This window comes from Paenibacillus sp. YPG26, from assembly GCF_023704175.1.
Lineage (GTDB): Bacteria > Bacillota > Bacilli > Paenibacillales > Paenibacillaceae > Fontibacillus.
Window position 1 is genome coordinate 383287 of record NZ_CP084530.1, and the last position, 16533, is coordinate 399819.

The 16533-nt window shown below is 48.8% G+C and carries 11 protein-coding genes and 1 pseudogene; 5 read left to right on the plus strand and 7 right to left on the minus strand.

The window, feature by feature from the left end; genetic code table 11:
• Positions 1 to 114: 114 nt before the first annotated feature.
• The 4 genes from LDO05_RS01760 to LDO05_RS01770 all read right to left on the minus strand — a co-directional run bounded on the left by LDO05_RS01760 (position 115) and on the right by LDO05_RS01770 (position 4241).
• Positions 115 to 2526 (minus strand): FtsX-like permease family protein, encoded by a 2412-nt coding sequence (locus tag LDO05_RS01760; RefSeq protein ID WP_251377176.1) that lies wholly within the window; start codon positions 2524 to 2526, stop codon positions 115 to 117.
• Positions 2507 to 3205, minus strand: coding sequence for an ABC transporter ATP-binding protein (locus LDO05_RS01765; RefSeq protein ID WP_251377177.1), 699 nt, complete (start codon positions 3203 to 3205; stop codon positions 2507 to 2509). The genes LDO05_RS01760 and LDO05_RS01765 overlap by 20 nt, the downstream gene beginning before the upstream one ends.
• A gap of 2 nt (positions 3206 to 3207) precedes the next feature.
• Positions 3208 to 3768 (minus strand): VanZ family protein, encoded by a 561-nt coding sequence (locus LDO05_RS18940; protein WP_481857010.1) that lies wholly within the window; start codon positions 3766 to 3768, stop codon positions 3208 to 3210.
• A gap of 83 nt (positions 3769 to 3851) precedes the next feature.
• Positions 3852 to 4241 carry a hypothetical protein gene (locus LDO05_RS01770; RefSeq protein ID WP_251377178.1) on the minus strand — a complete coding sequence of 130 codons (390 nt, stop codon included), beginning with the start codon at positions 4239 to 4241 and terminating at the stop codon, positions 3852 to 3854.
• A 360-nt stretch (positions 4242 to 4601) separates the two neighbouring features.
• On the opposite strand from LDO05_RS01770, the gene LDO05_RS01775 reads away from it, so the two are divergent.
• From LDO05_RS01775 to LDO05_RS01790, 4 genes are all read left to right on the plus strand, one after another.
• Entirely contained in the window at positions 4602 to 4790 is a 189-nt protein-coding gene (locus LDO05_RS01775; RefSeq protein ID WP_251377179.1) for an S-layer homology domain-containing protein, read from the plus strand.
• Positions 4791 to 5206: 416 nt separating this feature from the next.
• On the plus strand, positions 5207 to 6325 hold the full coding sequence (locus tag LDO05_RS01780; protein ID WP_251377180.1) for a DUF2087 domain-containing protein: 1119 nt from the start codon (positions 5207 to 5209) through the stop codon (positions 6323 to 6325).
• A gap of 25 nt (positions 6326 to 6350) precedes the next feature.
• The gene (locus LDO05_RS01785) at positions 6351 to 6893 is read left to right on the plus strand and encodes a cysteine hydrolase family protein (protein WP_251377181.1); all 543 of its coding nucleotides are present in this window, start codon (positions 6351 to 6353) and stop codon (positions 6891 to 6893) included.
• A gap of 168 nt (positions 6894 to 7061) precedes the next feature.
• Entirely contained in the window at positions 7062 to 7667 is a 606-nt protein-coding gene (locus tag LDO05_RS01790; RefSeq protein WP_251377182.1) for a pentapeptide repeat-containing protein, read from the plus strand.
• A 126-nt stretch (positions 7668 to 7793) separates the two neighbouring features.
• Here the strand turns inward: LDO05_RS01790 and LDO05_RS01795 are convergent, their stop codons facing one another.
• On the minus strand, positions 7794 to 11147 hold the full coding sequence (locus LDO05_RS01795; RefSeq protein WP_251377183.1) for a DEAD/DEAH box helicase: 3354 nt from the start codon (positions 11145 to 11147) through the stop codon (positions 7794 to 7796).
• Between the two features lie 13 nt (positions 11148 to 11160).
• The gene (locus LDO05_RS01800) at positions 11161 to 11487 is read right to left on the minus strand and encodes a thioredoxin family protein (RefSeq protein WP_251377184.1); all 327 of its coding nucleotides are present in this window, start codon (positions 11485 to 11487) and stop codon (positions 11161 to 11163) included.
• 297 nt (positions 11488 to 11784) lie between these two features.
• On the opposite strand from LDO05_RS01800, the pseudogene LDO05_RS01805 reads away from it, so the two are divergent.
• Positions 11785 to 11880: pseudogene (locus tag LDO05_RS01805) on the plus strand (YnfA family protein); the annotation flags it as partial.
• Positions 11881 to 12040: 160 nt separating this feature from the next.
• On the opposite strand, the gene LDO05_RS01810 reads toward LDO05_RS01805, so the two are convergent.
• A complete protein-coding gene (locus LDO05_RS01810) occupies positions 12041 to 16336 on the minus strand; it encodes an Ig-like domain-containing protein (RefSeq protein ID WP_251377185.1) in 4296 nt (1431 codons plus the stop codon).
• Between the last annotated feature and the right edge of the window lie 197 nt (positions 16337 to 16533).

The following is a 16533-nucleotide window of genomic DNA, read 5'->3' on the forward strand; positions in this document are numbered from 1 at the left end:
ACCAAAAAGCAGCGGAGAAATCCGCTGCTGCCTTTATAACGAAGTTTTTATTAATCACCACATTCAGGTAGGGGTGGGGTACATATATGATGCCATTCCCCTAATAACGTCGAGCTATTCTTCCACTTTGAGTAAAAGTGCAATTGAGTCTCTACTAATCGTTTTTTTCATGTAAAGGGAAGCCGCCAAAAGTAAAACGTAAACAACAAGTAAAATCGCAAGAAGAATAGCAATATAATCCTTCGTCGGGTAGGATAGTCGATTTAGAGTAAGGAAAATTGTATACAGACCGGCACTAATAAGAGCGGATAATACAAAATAAACATGAATTTCTAGCAGGAGATAGGTGTATACTCCCTTAACCCGCATCCCTAGAGATCTATAGATCCCCCAGTATCTTTTATGAATCTGATATTTCCCGTTCAACACGATGTAGATACAAGTAATTGACAAAAAGATAGCAATATAAAAGGTGAAGTTCCCCACTCTGTTTATTATATTTGCCATCCTGCTTGAGTCACTAATCAGATCAGGTACATGTTGAAATAACCCACCTGGAGTAGTAGCAGCCAATGAATACACCTGGTCATAGATATTCTGTGATTCCTCTTTTGACAAGTGATTAGAGGTGTAGACACTTAGATCCTTATAACCCTTCGTAATACCTTTGCTCATTGCATATTTCTCATCAAGCACAAAGGTAATTTCATCTCTTTTAAGCGTGACATCCTCATAATGTTCCTCAAACGGCCCGACGATGACATTTGCAATCTGAAAGTCCCAGCTATGATTAACCGTTTTTCCCGTTTCGTCAAGAACGATCTTGGAAAGTGAAATGGTTTTTCCCACTAAAGCGTTCTTTTCGTCAGGTCGAATACCTGGTGAGTATAGGACTACAGGAGGAATGCCTTGGTCATCTCTTTCCTGCGGCAGATATCTTCTTAATTCATCTATTGGTTTAAGCACAAACCTAACATTTGGCAGAATGATATCATCCTCATATCCTGATTGTTGGTCTACCTCAAATTTTTGAGCCCAAGAGAGAATGAAAGGCGTAGCATAACTCCGTTTTATAACGGGCATTACATCCGTCATCGAAGGTTCTTTATCAATTCCTATGATTCCCTTTACACTCTGCAATTTGGCAACCTCTTGAGGTGAATAAGTAATATCTTGAGAAATAAGTACATTATGATGTTCGATTTTTTTAGAATAGACATTCTCCTGCGAGGATAAGTAATAATCAATATCTGTCGTCCAGATACCAGCTGCTTCTTTAGAGAAGGCTAAAGCGAATAATACGACTACAATTGAGATGGTCATCGTCAGAAGCGATAATAGAGTTCTTTTAGGATAAAGGAAAAGTTGTCTAAGTAACTGCTTTATATGGAAATTTCTTACATTGTCCACTAAGTCATTCAATAGTGTGTTGGAGTGGCTTATAACTGTATCAAAGTTTTGTTTCATACTCTTGCTACGTTGGGTGAGAACAGAAAGTATAGAAGACAAAATAATTAGGATATAAATGACAAAAAACCATATTAGGGAACCTGCGGTTAGACCAGAAAAGATAGTTGACCCGTTGGTAGTTCCGATGGTAATTAAATATTGAAATAGTAAAAAAAGGGGCAAAGATAATAAGGTTCCCACCAAAAAAATAAAGGTCGTCTGGTAAACAGTTATCTGGTAAAGGTGACGACTTGTACTTCCCAAGGAGCGAAGCACGGCATAATTAAAATTACGGTTTGCATTAAAGAAAGAAATTAATGTTGGTAAGCCTAGTAAGGAGATGAGTAGAATAACTGTCTGAAGAGACATAGATATTTTTGTTAATGCATCAAGATCCTTTAATCCGTTATAGATTAATCGTTCATTTACAAAACCTTGTTTATCATTGTTATTGACTATGTTATAAGCAGTACCATAGTTTTCATCAGGTGATTTTTCATTGTCATAAGGAATTAGGAAATGACTAGCTTTCTCCGAGAACCTTTGAAAGATGAATAGATTTGGGAATTGGACTTTCCCTCCATCTATCGACCATCTTGCAGAGTAATTTTCTACAACTCCAACTAATTTCAGGTTCTGTGTCTTTCCGTGCACCTTAACACCGTGTGCTTTACCTATTTTCCAGTTTGGGTTGATTAGGTTTAGGTAATGAGCTTCGATAGCAACTTCATGCTCTGAAGTTGGCCACCTACCAGACTTAAGACTAACATGTCCTAGCTCAACAAACTTCGAGCTAACCCATCCTATTGAAGCCTTACGGTTGGTTTCTGGTAAATTTATCGATCCAGTTAATACAAATTGTCCATATGATGCTTTGGAAGAATCATTCTTTCTGTCTAGTAACACACCAGAAAACTCACCGTATTGTGAAAACGCATTTTGTTTAATGTTCGATTTAATTATTTCCGTAGAAGAAAAGATAGCAAGAACTGAAGATATTACAACTGCAAAACATATACCCATGATGATTAGCCGCTTTTTCCTAGCTAACAAGAGTTTAACTGCCAAATTGACCATGATACTCCTCCAGTGTCTCAATTTTCCCGTCATTTATGGTCAATTCAATATGATCTTCTTCAATTATTTTCTCTTCGTGCGTTACAAGAACAAGTGCAACCTCCCTAATTTTTACGGTTCGTGTAAGCAGTTCTGCGATTATTTTACTAGTGGAGGCATCGAGACTGCCGGTAGGTTCATCTGCAAAAATAATATTAGGAGAAGTAATCAGCGCTCTTGCTATTGCTACTCTTTGTTGTTCGCCACCGGACAACTGATAGGTTTTGCGGTGAAGCAAGGAACCAATACCAATTTCGGAAGCTATATTTGAAATGTCTGAACCACTGATTTTACAACTACGGTTAAAAAACCGTGGGAGTTCAATATTCTCATAAACCGTTAGCTCAGGAATCAAATTCAGCGACTGGAATATAAACCCGAAATCCTCATTTCTTATTCTCGACTGCTCGTTATCTGACAATTCATAAAAGGACCTCCCTTGATAGTAAACACTTCCGGAACTAGGTTTATCAATTCCACCCAATATGTTTAGCAAGGTTGTTTTACCCGATCCGCTTTTTCCCTTAATTACATATGTTTTACCCTTCTCTATCTCTATAGAACAGTGCGAAATCACTGCAGAATTAGTTAATGCTTTGTATTTCTTGCTGATTCCGGTAGCTTTTAAGATAACTGTCATGTCTATATACCTCTTTTAGTCGATTTATTCAAATGAGAAGAATTCGGGATACCCAATTTTTTATGGAGGAACCTGACAATATAGAATCCAGCTATGCAGCCAGATGTATTCAAAATAATATCATCAATATCAATCACTCTTCCGCTAATACCAACTAGAAACAATAGGAACTGTCCCAGTTCTATAATGATACTTATGAGTAGAGCATAAATAAAAACACCCGTACCCTTCATCAATCGGATGTTGTAGAATGCAAAAGCACCCATGGGGAATATAAGTAATAGATTACCCAAAACGTTCTGAATGGCGACTCGTATCGAATGAAATTCGAGATAGCTAAGAATCGTCTTGAATGGTATGAAATTATGGAGAAAACGATCCGATGGCATATTACCTCTGATCCAAACTATGTAAATCAGAGTTATACAATAGAGCATATAAAGGCCGAGGAATAGCTCCTTAAGAATATTAATTTTGGTTTTACGAATAAAGAATAGCCTTGCAATAAAATATAGAATCAGTAACGGTAAGATGAAAGTAATTACATCTGCTGTATTAAGCATGTTTGCCTCCAAATGTATCGAAGAATATAGTACCAAAACAAACCTCAAATTAATGAGGTTTGTTTTGGAATTTATTATACCCCTTATTGGTTGATCGTCCCGGAGCCAGTGACATTATCGGCATTCCCACCGGTCTTTACAACATTAATGGTATAGTTACCAGAGCTGATAACGCCGAAGTTTTTGGTCTGTGTGGTGTTGTCTGCTACAAGGCCAGATACTTTATAAGAGGTGAGCCAGTTTTTGTAAAGCTCGACAGAATATTTGTCCTTGTAGGGACTTACGTTTCCAGTGTGCCAGTAGGACTCTGCAGTAGCGGTTGTAGAAGTTGATTTATTCGAAAGAGAATGTACAGTTGTTCCAGAGATTTGAAAATCGATATCAAAACTATAGCTTCCACTATAAGCTGATACGGATACTGCGCCTACAAGAGTAGATGATAGAACTAGAAGTGCCATTAGCTTTTTTTTCATAATAAATCCCTCTAAATTAGTAATATTTACCACATTAATATAATAGTATAAATTGATCCATATTAAATCATTTTTATACTAATAAGTACTAAAGCACCAGCTAAATAAGTCATTTTTACTACATTTTTCAACGATTTCTATAATAACTATAAATAGTAAAATTTAGGGATTCTCTAGTAAGGACTTAACGACCCAAGATAAGCTGCTTTCCACTTGTCACAGAAGGTTATTAGTTCTGCTTTGCAGCATCTTCATCGTCGGATCGATATACGGATAGAATACCTGTGAGTCCATCAGAGATAAACAGAAGGATATGCTATTTGCCCCGCTCCTTCACATCTTGGAGCAGTTATTTCCGATGTGAGCTTATTCAGTTGGTGTGGTATCGCATGTAAGCATACCTTGGCACCCTTGTCGGTGGTTACGGCTGTCCGTGCAGGACTGCTCCAAGGAAGCGGTGGCCTGTTCAGACCGGGAGCGGCGTCTACCCGGGCTGAAGCGACCGTGGTTCTGAAGCGCCTGCTGGTGTTTGGACAGCTGATGATGTGACTACAGAGATATTCTTTTAATACAAGTTAGGCCTATAACTAAAAAACGGCAGGTCCCCGGATGATCGGAGGCCTGCCGTTTGGCATTTTTAAAGGTGGTAATTAGTTTACTTACGTACCAGGCTAATTTTTTTGTAAGTATTCGATAAGAGAAATGCCGATCATGCTGCATCGCAGCGGAGTGAACGGAACGATTGTGGAAAAGCGCCAGCGGTCGCCTTTGTTTCCAGATTCACACCGCCAAATAACTACTAATAAATCTGGAAACAACAGCGATGAGAGCAACGATCCGTTTGCGGAGCGCCGCACAGAACCCCATAGTTTCTTATTAATGGGTTTTTGTTGGAACGAGTTGACAATTAACAAACATAATAATAATATATCTATAAATAAACAAACGAATTGAGGTAATAATTCATGATTGATTCTGAACTGATTTGGAACGCTTCTTTGTCCGAGCTTGAACGGGGCTATATGGAAAAGGATGACCTTTATATATGTATTTGCTGCGGGAAGAGCTTTGAGAAAGGGATTATCTATCCCGAGGATGATGTCCTGTACGAGACGAAGAAATATGTCCGTCTGCATATTGAGAAGAAGCATGGCTCCGCCTTTGAATATCTCATCAGTCTCGACAAAAGCTTCACGGGATTGTCCGAGATCCAGAGCAATCTGCTGAAGTTGTTTTACCAAGGCAAGAGTGATAAGGAGGTGCAGCAGGAGCTGGGGAGCGGAAGCACCTCGACCATACGCAACCACAGGTTTGTGCTTAAGGAGAAGGAGCGGCAGGCCAGAGTATTTCTCGCTATTATGGAGCTTCTAAGGGCGAAGGATAAGCATGCGCCGGCCGTGCTGAAGGTTCAGGCTGGCGGCAGCAAGGATGAACGCTACCGGATTACAGAGACCGAGAAGGATAAGGTGCTTGCTAAGTATTTCCCATCGGGGACAAGAGGCCCGCTGAAGAGCTTCTCGATGCGGGAGAAGCAGAAGCTGATTATTCTTAACGAACTGTCCAAGCGGTTCGAGCCGGACCGGATCTATTCGGAGAAGGAAGTTAACGAGATATTGAGCGCGGCCTTTGAGGATTATGCGCTGCTGCGGCGGTATCTGATTGAATACGGATTCATGAACAGACAGCCGGACGGAAGTGAGTATTGGCTTGCCGGGCCGGCGGCGGAGCAGGAGGGGAATGCGGTGGACCGCAGACAAGAATTGAAGCTGATGGCGAAGGAAGTCAAGACTCAGGCAGGCGTATTTCAGATCAGGAACACGAAGAACGGTAAGCTTTATGTGGACAGCACGCCAAATCTCAAAACCATTAACGGCCAGGAATTCTCGCTCGAAATGGGCTCTCATATGTGCAAGAGCCTTCAGCAGGAATGGAGTGAGATGGGCAAGGAGAACTTCGTGATCGAGGTGCTTGAGACGGTGAAGGAGAAGGAAGGCGTGCAGCTGGATATCAAGGATACGCTGAAGAAGCTGAAGGAGAAGTGGCTTAAGGAGCTTCAGCCGTTCGGGGACAGAGGTTATAACTAATTGAGCTTAAAGGGGGATGCTTGGAATGAACATGCCGAAGAGCGCGCTTATGATTGTAGATGTACAGTTAGCACCCTTCATATGGGCCCAGTATGGCGGTAAAGAGCTGTACCAGGCGGAGCAGCTGCTTCGCCATATACAGTCTTTGATTCATACAGCCCGTCTGGCTGGAACTCCAGTCATATACATGCAGTATACCGAAGAGGGCGATTCTCCACGCGGCCTGGGACAACCGTTGTGGCAGGTTCATCCCGAGGTGGCCCCGCAGGAAGGAGATATCACTATAGCTAAATACCATGCGGATCCCTTCTTGGGCACAGAGCTTCACATGAAGCTGCAAGAGCTTGGCATCACACGTCTTGTTATAACAGGAGTACAGACGGAATTCTGTGTGGAATCGACATGCCGGTCTGCTCACAGCCTCGGTTATGCCAATGTTCTGGTCACGGATGGACACAGCACTTTCGATTCGGATAATCTGACTGCGCAGCAGATCATTGAGCATCACAATACCGTTCTTGGCAGTCAGTTCGCGGAACTTAAGCGTGCGGAAGAGGTTGTGTTCTAACCCGGTATACAGTACCCAAGCAGACAATGAACCCCCCTGTCCAGAGTGATGGGGGTGTATTAACGCTCCGCGGGTGGTAGGTCTGGCCCTTATTTGAATTAGCCTGAATCTGCTGCAGGGGTTACACTATAGATACAGAAGATGGTCTGGGAAATGGGAGGACATGTTATGTATCAATATGTGGATCAGCAGTTTGATGAAGTGGATTTCAGCCGGAAGGATCTGCGGGACGGGGAACTGACGCGGTGTACATTCGTCCGCTGCCGGTTCATCGGGACCTCGTTAGAGGAGATGACTACAGCGGCCTGCCGGTTTGTGGAATGTGACTTCACTGCCGCCCATCTGAATGCGTCGATGCACACAGAGTCGGCATTCGAGAATTGTATCTTTCATGATGCCAATCTGTTCGTGTCTAAGTTCACGGCATGTAAAATGACGGGTTCCGACTTCACCAAAGCCCGGCTGGATGGAATCACAATCCACAAAGGAGACTGGTCTTATACCAATCTCAGGTCTGCGGATCTCACCAAGCAGGACCTGCGGGGGATTCGACTGGTTGAGGCCGACCTCACAGGTGCGAATCTGGAGAAGGCGGATCTAAGAAATGCGGAGCTGACGCGCACGCAATTCACCAAGGCGAAGCTAAAGGGGGCCGATCTGCGCGGGGCGGAGGTGGATGGGGTCGACTTCCGTTCTTTCTCTGTCGAAGGAGCCCGAATGGACAGTACTCAAGCTGCTGACTTCATGCGGGCCTACGGTGCGAAGGTAGACTAGAGTAGAAGCATCGGCTCATTGCAAATAAAGCACCCCCTCTCAGGAATGAATTGAATTCCGGGAGGGGGTGCTTTTGTCTTGTTCTCTTGTCTAGCGGTAACAAATAACGGGAACAGGCCTAATAACCTACAGCTCTATGTTCAGAATCTCCCGGATATCCTGCTCGGAGAGGGAGGACAATGACTCCTGCCCCGGCTGTATGACTTCCTCGATCAGGTTCTTCTTCCTCTGCTGAAGCTCATACATCTTGTCCTCTACCGTTCCTTCGGTGACCAGGCGGATCACCTGCACGACGTTCTTCTGACCGATCCGGTGCGCCCGGTCAGCGGCCTGCTGCTCAACCGCGGGATTCCACCAGAGGTCATACAGAATGACGGTGTCCGCGCCTGTCAGGTTCAGCCCGGTTCCTCCGGCCTTGAGGGAGATCAGGAACAGATCCCCTTCGCCCTCATTGAACCGGCTGCACAGCTCAACCCGTTCGGCGCCCGGAGTCTGGCCGTCCAGGTAGAAATGCGGCACTCCCTGATACCCAAGCTCCCGCCGGATGAGGCTCAGCATCTGAGTGAACTGGGAGAAGATCAGCATGCGTTTGCCCGCGCTGCGGCAGTCATCGATAATCTCCAGCAGCTGCTCGAACTTGGCGGAGCTCCCCGTATATCCTTCAACGAACAGGGCGGGATGGCAGCAGAGCTGCCGCAGCCGGGTTAGCCCGGCGAGGATCTTGATCCGGTGCTTCTGCAGATCATCCTCCTTGAGATGCTTAAGGGTCTCCGCCTGCAGCTCGGCGAGATAAGCGGCATACAGCTTCTTCTGCTCAGGCAGCAGTTCAGAGGCCTGCACAGTCTCGATCTTCTCAGGCAGCTCCTTCAGAACATCGGACTTCAGGCGTCTTAGCAGGAAAGGACGGACCCGTCTGGCAATGGTCTCCCGCGGAAGATCATTGAATGCCTGCCGGTTCGGGAACAGGGCCGGGAACACGGCATTGAAGATGGACCACAGCTCCTCCAGCCCATTCTCGACAGGTGTCCCGGTCAGGGCGAACCGGTACTTGGCTTCAATTGACTTAACAGACTGCGCCGTAAGCGTTCCATGATTCTTGAACGCCTGGGCCTCGTCCATAATCAAGGTATGGAACGGCTCCGCTGCATACAGCTCCTTATCCTTTCGAAGAAGGGGATAGGAAGTGATGATGACCTCAGCCGAAGAGCTTCGGCGGAGCAGCCGGCTTCGCTCGCTGGGACTTCCGTCGGCGATGACCGCCCGCACTTCTGGCGCGAATTTGCCAAGTTCATTCCGCCAGTTATAGACAAGCGAGGCGGGAGCCACAACAAGGATCGGCAGCCCCTGGCTTCTGGCCTCGGGCAGCACCGAGACGATGAAGGCAATCGCCTGCAGCGTCTTGCCAAGTCCCATATCATCGGCAAGGATTCCGCCGAAATGATAATGGGCGAGCGTCTTCATCCACTGGTAACCGTATTTCTGGTAATCCCGAAGAACTGTATCCAGCGTGGCTGGAACCGGGAACTCCAGATTGTCTGGATTACGCATGTTCTCAAGGAGGCGCCGGAAGGACTTGCCCAGGATCAGCGAGCTGCGCTGCTCATGTCCGTCCAGCAGATGGAGACCGCGGACAGCCGGCACACGAGCCTGGGCTCCTTCAATATCGGCGAGGCGGATGCCCACTTCATTGATCAGCCTTACAATTTGCTGGAACTCCTCACTTTCGAGCGGCATGAGGGACCCGTTAGGCATCCGGTAATACTTGCGCTTCTCGCCCAGTGTCTTCAGCAGATTCCGTATCTCCGATTCGGGAATTCCCTCCATCTCAAAGCGGAACTCCAGCCAATCGGTACGTTCATCAATATCGGCTCGAATTTTGGGCGGGGTGGGAGCGGCCATGATTCTGACTTTGACGGCGGAAGTAGCGAATACATCCACAAGCTTCTCCAGCTGTGGAACAATGTGATAGAGGAATTCATATTCCCCGTCCTCGTCCTCCATGAAATAACCGCTGTCGCTCTTCGCGAACGCGCTCTGCTCCATAAGCTCCATGATCTGCCGCTCTTTCTCGCCATCGCGCATAAGAATGCGGCCTTCTCCACGCTGCGAGCCCCCCGTCTCCAGCGGGTTAATGACAATGTCGCCATACTGGAATTCAAGCCCCGCAAGCAGCTTGTCTCTGATCCGGTCAAGATACAGCCTCGCTGAGAGCGCGGTCTTCATGATCCGGTCCGATACGGCTTCCGCAATATGGACCTCTCCGAGCTTCATCAGACCTGGAACAACTCTCTCCATGAAAGGTTCCATCTGCTGCGTAGAGATTAGAATCCGGGATTCATGCGAGGAGTCCAGCATTGTTTTCAGTTCAAGAAGCCGCTTGCAGCGTTCGCCCGGCAGCTTCAGCAGCCTGCCTTCCGTGAGGACAAGGCCATAGGATTCAAGCACGGTAAGCTCATCAAGGCCTTGAATGTCCAGTTGGTAGCCCTCGCTGCCCGCTTGGTCGAACTCGAACCGCAGAGGCAGTCCTTCATCGGACAGGCGTATTCCCTCATATGTGCGTTCCTCTTGAATGACCTTCACGGAAGGAATGGCGGTAAGCAGGGGATACAGGTCCTCCCAGAAGGAAGGAGGTACAGGCATTATGCGTTCCCCACTGGACCTGTTCGTATGAGCCGGATAGCTGGTCAAGGTCTCCCGGTACATTCGTTCATGCTGATAGATGCGGATGATCTGCCGGATTACAGCATCATTCTCGGGGCTGAAGCTGTGCAGCTCGGGGACATAGCTGAAATGCTTGGAGAACATTACCGAATCCTGCCGCTCAATGCGTTCCAGGAAGTCCCGGATTTTCTGAACGATATAGAGTCTCTTTGAGCCGATCTTCATCTCGATTCCGAACATATATTTATTGTGACTATAGGCAAAAGGACGGCAGATGAACTCCACATCCAGCTGCGCTCTCGAATCGAACAGACGAGTGGCGCTGGGACGCGCGGGCTTATCCCGGAACAATCCGAGCAGCTCACCAGCGAGCCGGGAATCCCTCTCCTCATAGGGAGAGCTGGAGGGTCTGAAATGCTCGGAGCCTTCGAAATGATACTCGCGCAGAGGCTTCTTCTGCCCGGATTCCTCCGCCTTTCCAGGATTCACATTGCCGCCAGGAAGCATAGGGCGAACCGTAGAGTATCCGCTGTGCTCGGTCTGGTGGATACTCAACAGGACAGCCGCAATATGCTTACAGTACTGGAAGCTGGAATAATAAGCAGGACAGGTGCATGTGGCCTCCACATCGCTGTTGCTGTCAATGTTCACTTGTACGTCATAGCTGATTTTGCCATGGACAGCGGCCGTGAAGCTCCCGGATTCAGGATCGTAGTTCTGAAAGGCGACCCGTCTTCCGGCGTGATAAGCCTCTCCCTGCTCAAAGGATTGCGGTCCGCATAGCAATTTGATTATTCGCTGAGTCAGCTGAAAAGTCATTGTAGGATCCTTTCTACCGGGTAAGGAAATGCTGCTGCAAGAGCTTGTATAGATGATCCACGGACTGCATCGCATACTCGAACTGGATAGGCTCTCCAGCTTCAAGCAGAACCAGACAAGGCACGCTTGCGATCCTCCACCGCTCCCGCAGCACGGGGGCGTAGTTGATGTTGATTTTGCCAATCTGGATAGATGGGTCGGCCGCCTGCACAATCTCCAGCATCCGTTCGCCCAGCTGGCAGGTGCCGCATAGGGCGGTATAGAAGAAGACAGCTTCTCTGCCGCTTGCGGGCTGGGTCCTGATTGTAAGCTCCTGCTCCTTCATTTCGGGTAACGACATTGGCGCACTCCCTTACTCTACGTTGTATGAATGATATAACTATATATAACGAACTACACAAGAAATCTACATAGGCTGTATTAGAATACTACCAGTATAGGACTGAACAAGGCTAATTACGAGTCCTGTCTCTTGAGAGAGGGTTGAGATCCCCCTAGCCTCGTTGCTCTGCTTGGATACAGTCACTGGAATTCTCCCTAAGTGTTGTCCTACTATTACAGTTATCATAACATTACTATTACTGAATAACGATGGAGCCAAGAGTATGAATACCGAGGCTGGCAGGGGCTCTTGAGTCTGGTTGACCGCCGGAATCCCGATATATATGACTGGATTGGCGCGGCTGTCTGTATGATTGGGGCGTCCATCATTCTGTGGGCACCCCGCGGTTAGCATGTGGATGGTGGGATGGTTACCGGCCAGAATACCTATTGTGCAAAATAAATACCAGCCCAGCCCAAAAACCGGACCGGCAAGGATCACTCCCTTGCCGGCCCGGTTAGGTGTCTTACAGTCTGAAATCTATTAGTTCTGAAATTTATCGGTAGAGATCCTATTTTACATTATCGCTTAGCGTCTGTACCCAGATCTCTCCGCCGTCCTTGCGGTTCGATTCATGAGACTGTGTTGCCTCCTGGATGTCTCCAAACCCCCAATGCGTGGCAGGCACATCCGGAAACTGAGGCTTAAGCCCGGAGAGCGGTCCGCGGTACAGCATCCGGTTGATCATTGTCACAGCCTCGGCCCGTTTGATATTTATGTCTGGCTTGAAGGTTCCATTCGGATAACCCGACAAGAACTTTCCGTTATAGAGGTGCTCGATGGCCGTTGATGCCCAGTGGCCCTTGAGATCAGTGAAATGAACCCGTACCGCCTGGGCAAGATCAATCTTGAGAAATTTAGCCATGACGGTAGCAATTTCTCCGCGTGTCACCGGCGCTTCCGGACGGAAGGTACCGTCCGCATAACCGCTGAAATAACCTTGCTTGGTGGCGGTGGTAATATAGTCTGCTGCCCAGTGGCTGCTTGGCACATCGCTATATGATGAATTGCCGCTCTGAACCGGATTCTCGGTAAGCCGGGCAACAATAGCTGCCAGTTCAGCCCGGGTCAGACTTTTGGCTGGCTTAAATTCGGTATCAGGATAGCCCAGAATATAGCGCTGATGCTTCAGTTCGCCATAGCGGTCCGAATACAGCTTCAGCTTGGCGGAAGCCGCCGCTGTAGCAGGCTGAGTCTGACTGCCGCTATTCAATGCGGCTCTTAGGTCGTATTCCTGCTCGGCCTTGCTGAGCATAGGCCATTGCACCACGATCCGGTGCGTTCCGCCTTGGTTGGGTCCGAGTGTGCCAACTGGCCAGGTCACCGTATTGCCTGCAATGGTTCCACCATCGGCTTGCACAACGACCGCCCCTTCAGGCAGAGTCAGGGTAACCATCCCGCCCGTCAGCGTTCCGTTCCCGGTCTGGCTGTAGTTAACCGTAATTACCGAGTTCTCGCCTTCCTTAATCAGATTCTTATCAAGACTGACCGTCACTACCGGGGAAATGGTCGTGTTGACAGGTGCAGTGTTATTTGGAGCAGGATTGTTCGGCACAGGCGTTGATATCGGCTTTAGCGAGATGTCATGACGGACGATCTCCAGCTCCACCGGAATGATCGGACTGGTATATGTCTCGTATCCTGACTTGGTCACAACCAGATAATAATCCGTATGGGGGTAGACCATATAGGCGTACATTCCGTTCGCGTCACTGAGCTGCTCGGGACTCGCGTTATCGTTGGGCTCAAATCCCGGAATGGCGGGCAGTAATACAGGCTGTCCGCCTTTGCTGCCGTTGCGCGCCGTAGCTGCATAGTACAGCATAACTTTTGCCCCCTCTACCGGTGCGCCGGTCACACTGTTCGTAATATCCCCGTACGGGTCAACGAGCTCCTCCGAGATGTTCATTTGCCCGTTATCGGTTACGTGTACTTCACTCTTCTGGACTATAATCTCCTGTCCAGGCTCGATCTCATAACGAATCTCCATCGTATATGTTCCGATTCCTAGGCCCTCGGCGTTGAACACGCCGTTGGGCTGTGCTGCGAAAGCCTTCGGCGATCCATTCTCCATAATGTAGAGTCCTGTTGCCGCATTTCTCAGGTAGACCTTCGTCTTCTGTACGAGGTCTCCGCTAATCAATTTGGCACCGCCATTCGGCTGCTTCAACAGAATAATGCCAGTTGCTGTCTTCGTGGAGTCATAGCTCTCTTGTCCGGTTCCGCTAACATTGCCGACGACAGCGGTCTGGGTATAGGTTACCGGTGTGGATACGCCGCCTATGTTGACGTTCTGCGTCACACGGATGGTATACACGGCATCGCCTTGTGGCACCGCTAATGAATAGGCACCGTCAGCTCCCGTCACTACGGTCTCATCGAAGTCTTCTCCCGGAGTAATCACATCGTCGCCATTCAAATCGAGTGTTACCCGAACTTTAGCGCCAGCAACCTTCTCATTGAGAGCGCCCCGGGTGATGATTCCGCTGATCACAGCCGGCTGAAAAGTCACCTGAATATGATCCTTGGCCGAAATTCCCTTGTCAAGATCCAGCGCCCCTGCTTCAACCCGCACCTTCTGCTCCTTGTTGGAAGAGAGATTCGAGGAGCGGTAGGTTATTGACGCCCGGCCTTGAGCATCGGTCAGAACAGAAGTGTCTCCCACAAAAGTGCCTAGACCTGACGGCACAGAGAACACTACCTCGGTGTCCGGTACGGGATTGCCTTCATTGTCCGTCAGCACGGCGGTCAGTTCAGTTGTCGAGCGTCCGTCACCAACGATCCGATCCGGCACGGCCTTCAGGGCCAGTGAATAAGCCAGCACCTGAAAGTGATTATCGGCCAGACGGGTCTCGGCGCCCAGCGGTGTGCTGTCGGACTGGAATGCGTGGAATTCTGCGGTATAAGAGCCCGCCGCCAGCGGGGCGGTGAGTATATAGCTGGAATTCTCCCACCGTTTGTAGCCGTCTTCCAGGAAGGTGCCTGGATTAACCAACACTAGGCTCACGGTCTCATCAGCGACTTTGGCCTTAACTTCCTGCGCGGCCAGCGAGCTGACCGCGGATAGCTTCAGCGGATGGCCGGGTACCGCTTTGACCAAAGCCGGGTCGCCTTCCTGCTTGCTGCCGACCCAGCCATTCAGTGCTTTGTTCATTCGAATAGTCACCTTGGCCGGGAGGCTTGTCTTGCCATTCTCATCGGTTACCGTGAAGCTGAAGCTATCTGTGCCCGACGTGAACTCGGAAGCCGGTGTGTACAGATAGAGATTGCTGCCTTGGCGGAGCAGGGTACCCTTAGCTGGCTGATCAGAAATGTTGTAGATCAATTCATCATTCGTACCGTCATCGGTGCCAGCGAGCGTGATCTTAACCCCTTCGCTTCCCTCATCCAGCTCCACAAGCTGAGGTTGAGCGAGAGGTATGCCGGCTGCGGTCACCGTCACAGTTACCGTAGCGGGGCTAGACTCCGCCCCGTTCGTATCTTTGACAGTATAAGTGAAGCTGTCGCTGCCGCTGTACCCAGGGTTCGGAGTATAGGTCACCTTGCCGCTGGAGTCCGGGGTCGCCGTGCCGTGCTGCGGCTGGGTCTTGATGGTCACGGTCGAAGGATCGAGTCCATTCTCGGCATCCGTATCGTTGGCCGTAACGATCACACTTCCAGGTGTGTTCTCGGCTGCGGTTAGCGTATCGTTCACCGCATTCGGCACTGTGTTAACTGGCGCGGCCGTCACCGTCACAGTTACCGTAGCGGGACTGGACTCCGCGCCGTTCGTATCCTTGACGGTATAGGTGAAGCTATCGCTGCCGCTGTACCCGGGGTTCGGAGTATAGGTCACCTTGCCGCTGGAGTCCGGGGTCGCCGTGCCGTGCTGCGGCTGGGTCTTGATGGCCACGGTTGAAGGATCGAGTCCATTCTCGGCATCTGTATCGTTGTCCGTAACGATCACACTTCCGGGCGTGTTCTCGGCTACAGTCAATGTATCGTTCACCGCGATCGGTGCCGCATTCAGAATCTCTCCCGTCACCGTAACGGGAGGCGAGTAGACGCCAAGTTCTCTCCATGTGGTTGCATCATTAGTGCTAATGCCCTTCGTGCCTCCGATGTCCTGGTTGAAGGAATTATCCTGGGCCGCCGTCCCGATAATATATTGCAGAGGGGAGGAAGCTGTCACGTTAATTCCCTTACCCGCCATGGCGGTGTTAATGTCTGCAACTTTAATTTTGAAAGTCACGAAAAAATCAGCATCTCCCGAAAAGCTGCTTCCGGCAGCCTGCAACAAAGAGAAGTTCTCGTTGGCGACAGGAGCGTAAGATTTTGTTGGGGGATTGATAATCCCTGTCGTGCTCGGCGACATGTTCGTCTTGTTGGGGTCGGCATAATAGATGCCGATTCTGCCGTTATTGTTCGTCGGGTTGTATGCGCCCAGGAAAAAGTCGATGCCCCCATCCTGATTAGCATCCACACCTACAAAAGCAAAGCTGCCAAACTTGTCTTTCTGGGTGCCATCCAGATTGTTCACCCGGATACGATAGCCGATCTCACCCGCAGCGGAGTCATAGTTGACGTAAAAAGGAGGGTGATCCGCATCGCCAACGATATCCTGAGCTACACTGCCGCTTCCGGTCTGCTGATCGCCAATGTAGTCAAATTGGCCATTCTTGGGATAGATGGTCAGCCATCCGTTCCCGGTTCCTGTAATATCCAGGCCGCTGGCATAGACAGGTTGGGCTTGGGGCAGGGCGGTCATGACCAGCAGCATGATGGCCAGCAGGCAGGTGAATGTTTTTTTGATGGCTCTGAATCTCAATATATAACCCCTCTCGTGTAAAATTCGACTTCCTAATGGTTATAATTTACATTAACCTGCCCGCTTGACTTTGAACAAGCTTGAAGGCTCCTATAATCCAAGTATTGAGGTATTACAAAGAATAAAATTAGTGTTAAGAGAGGCTTAAGAATACAAAAAACACCCTGTCGGGTGTTCTTGGTCCATAACATTACGTT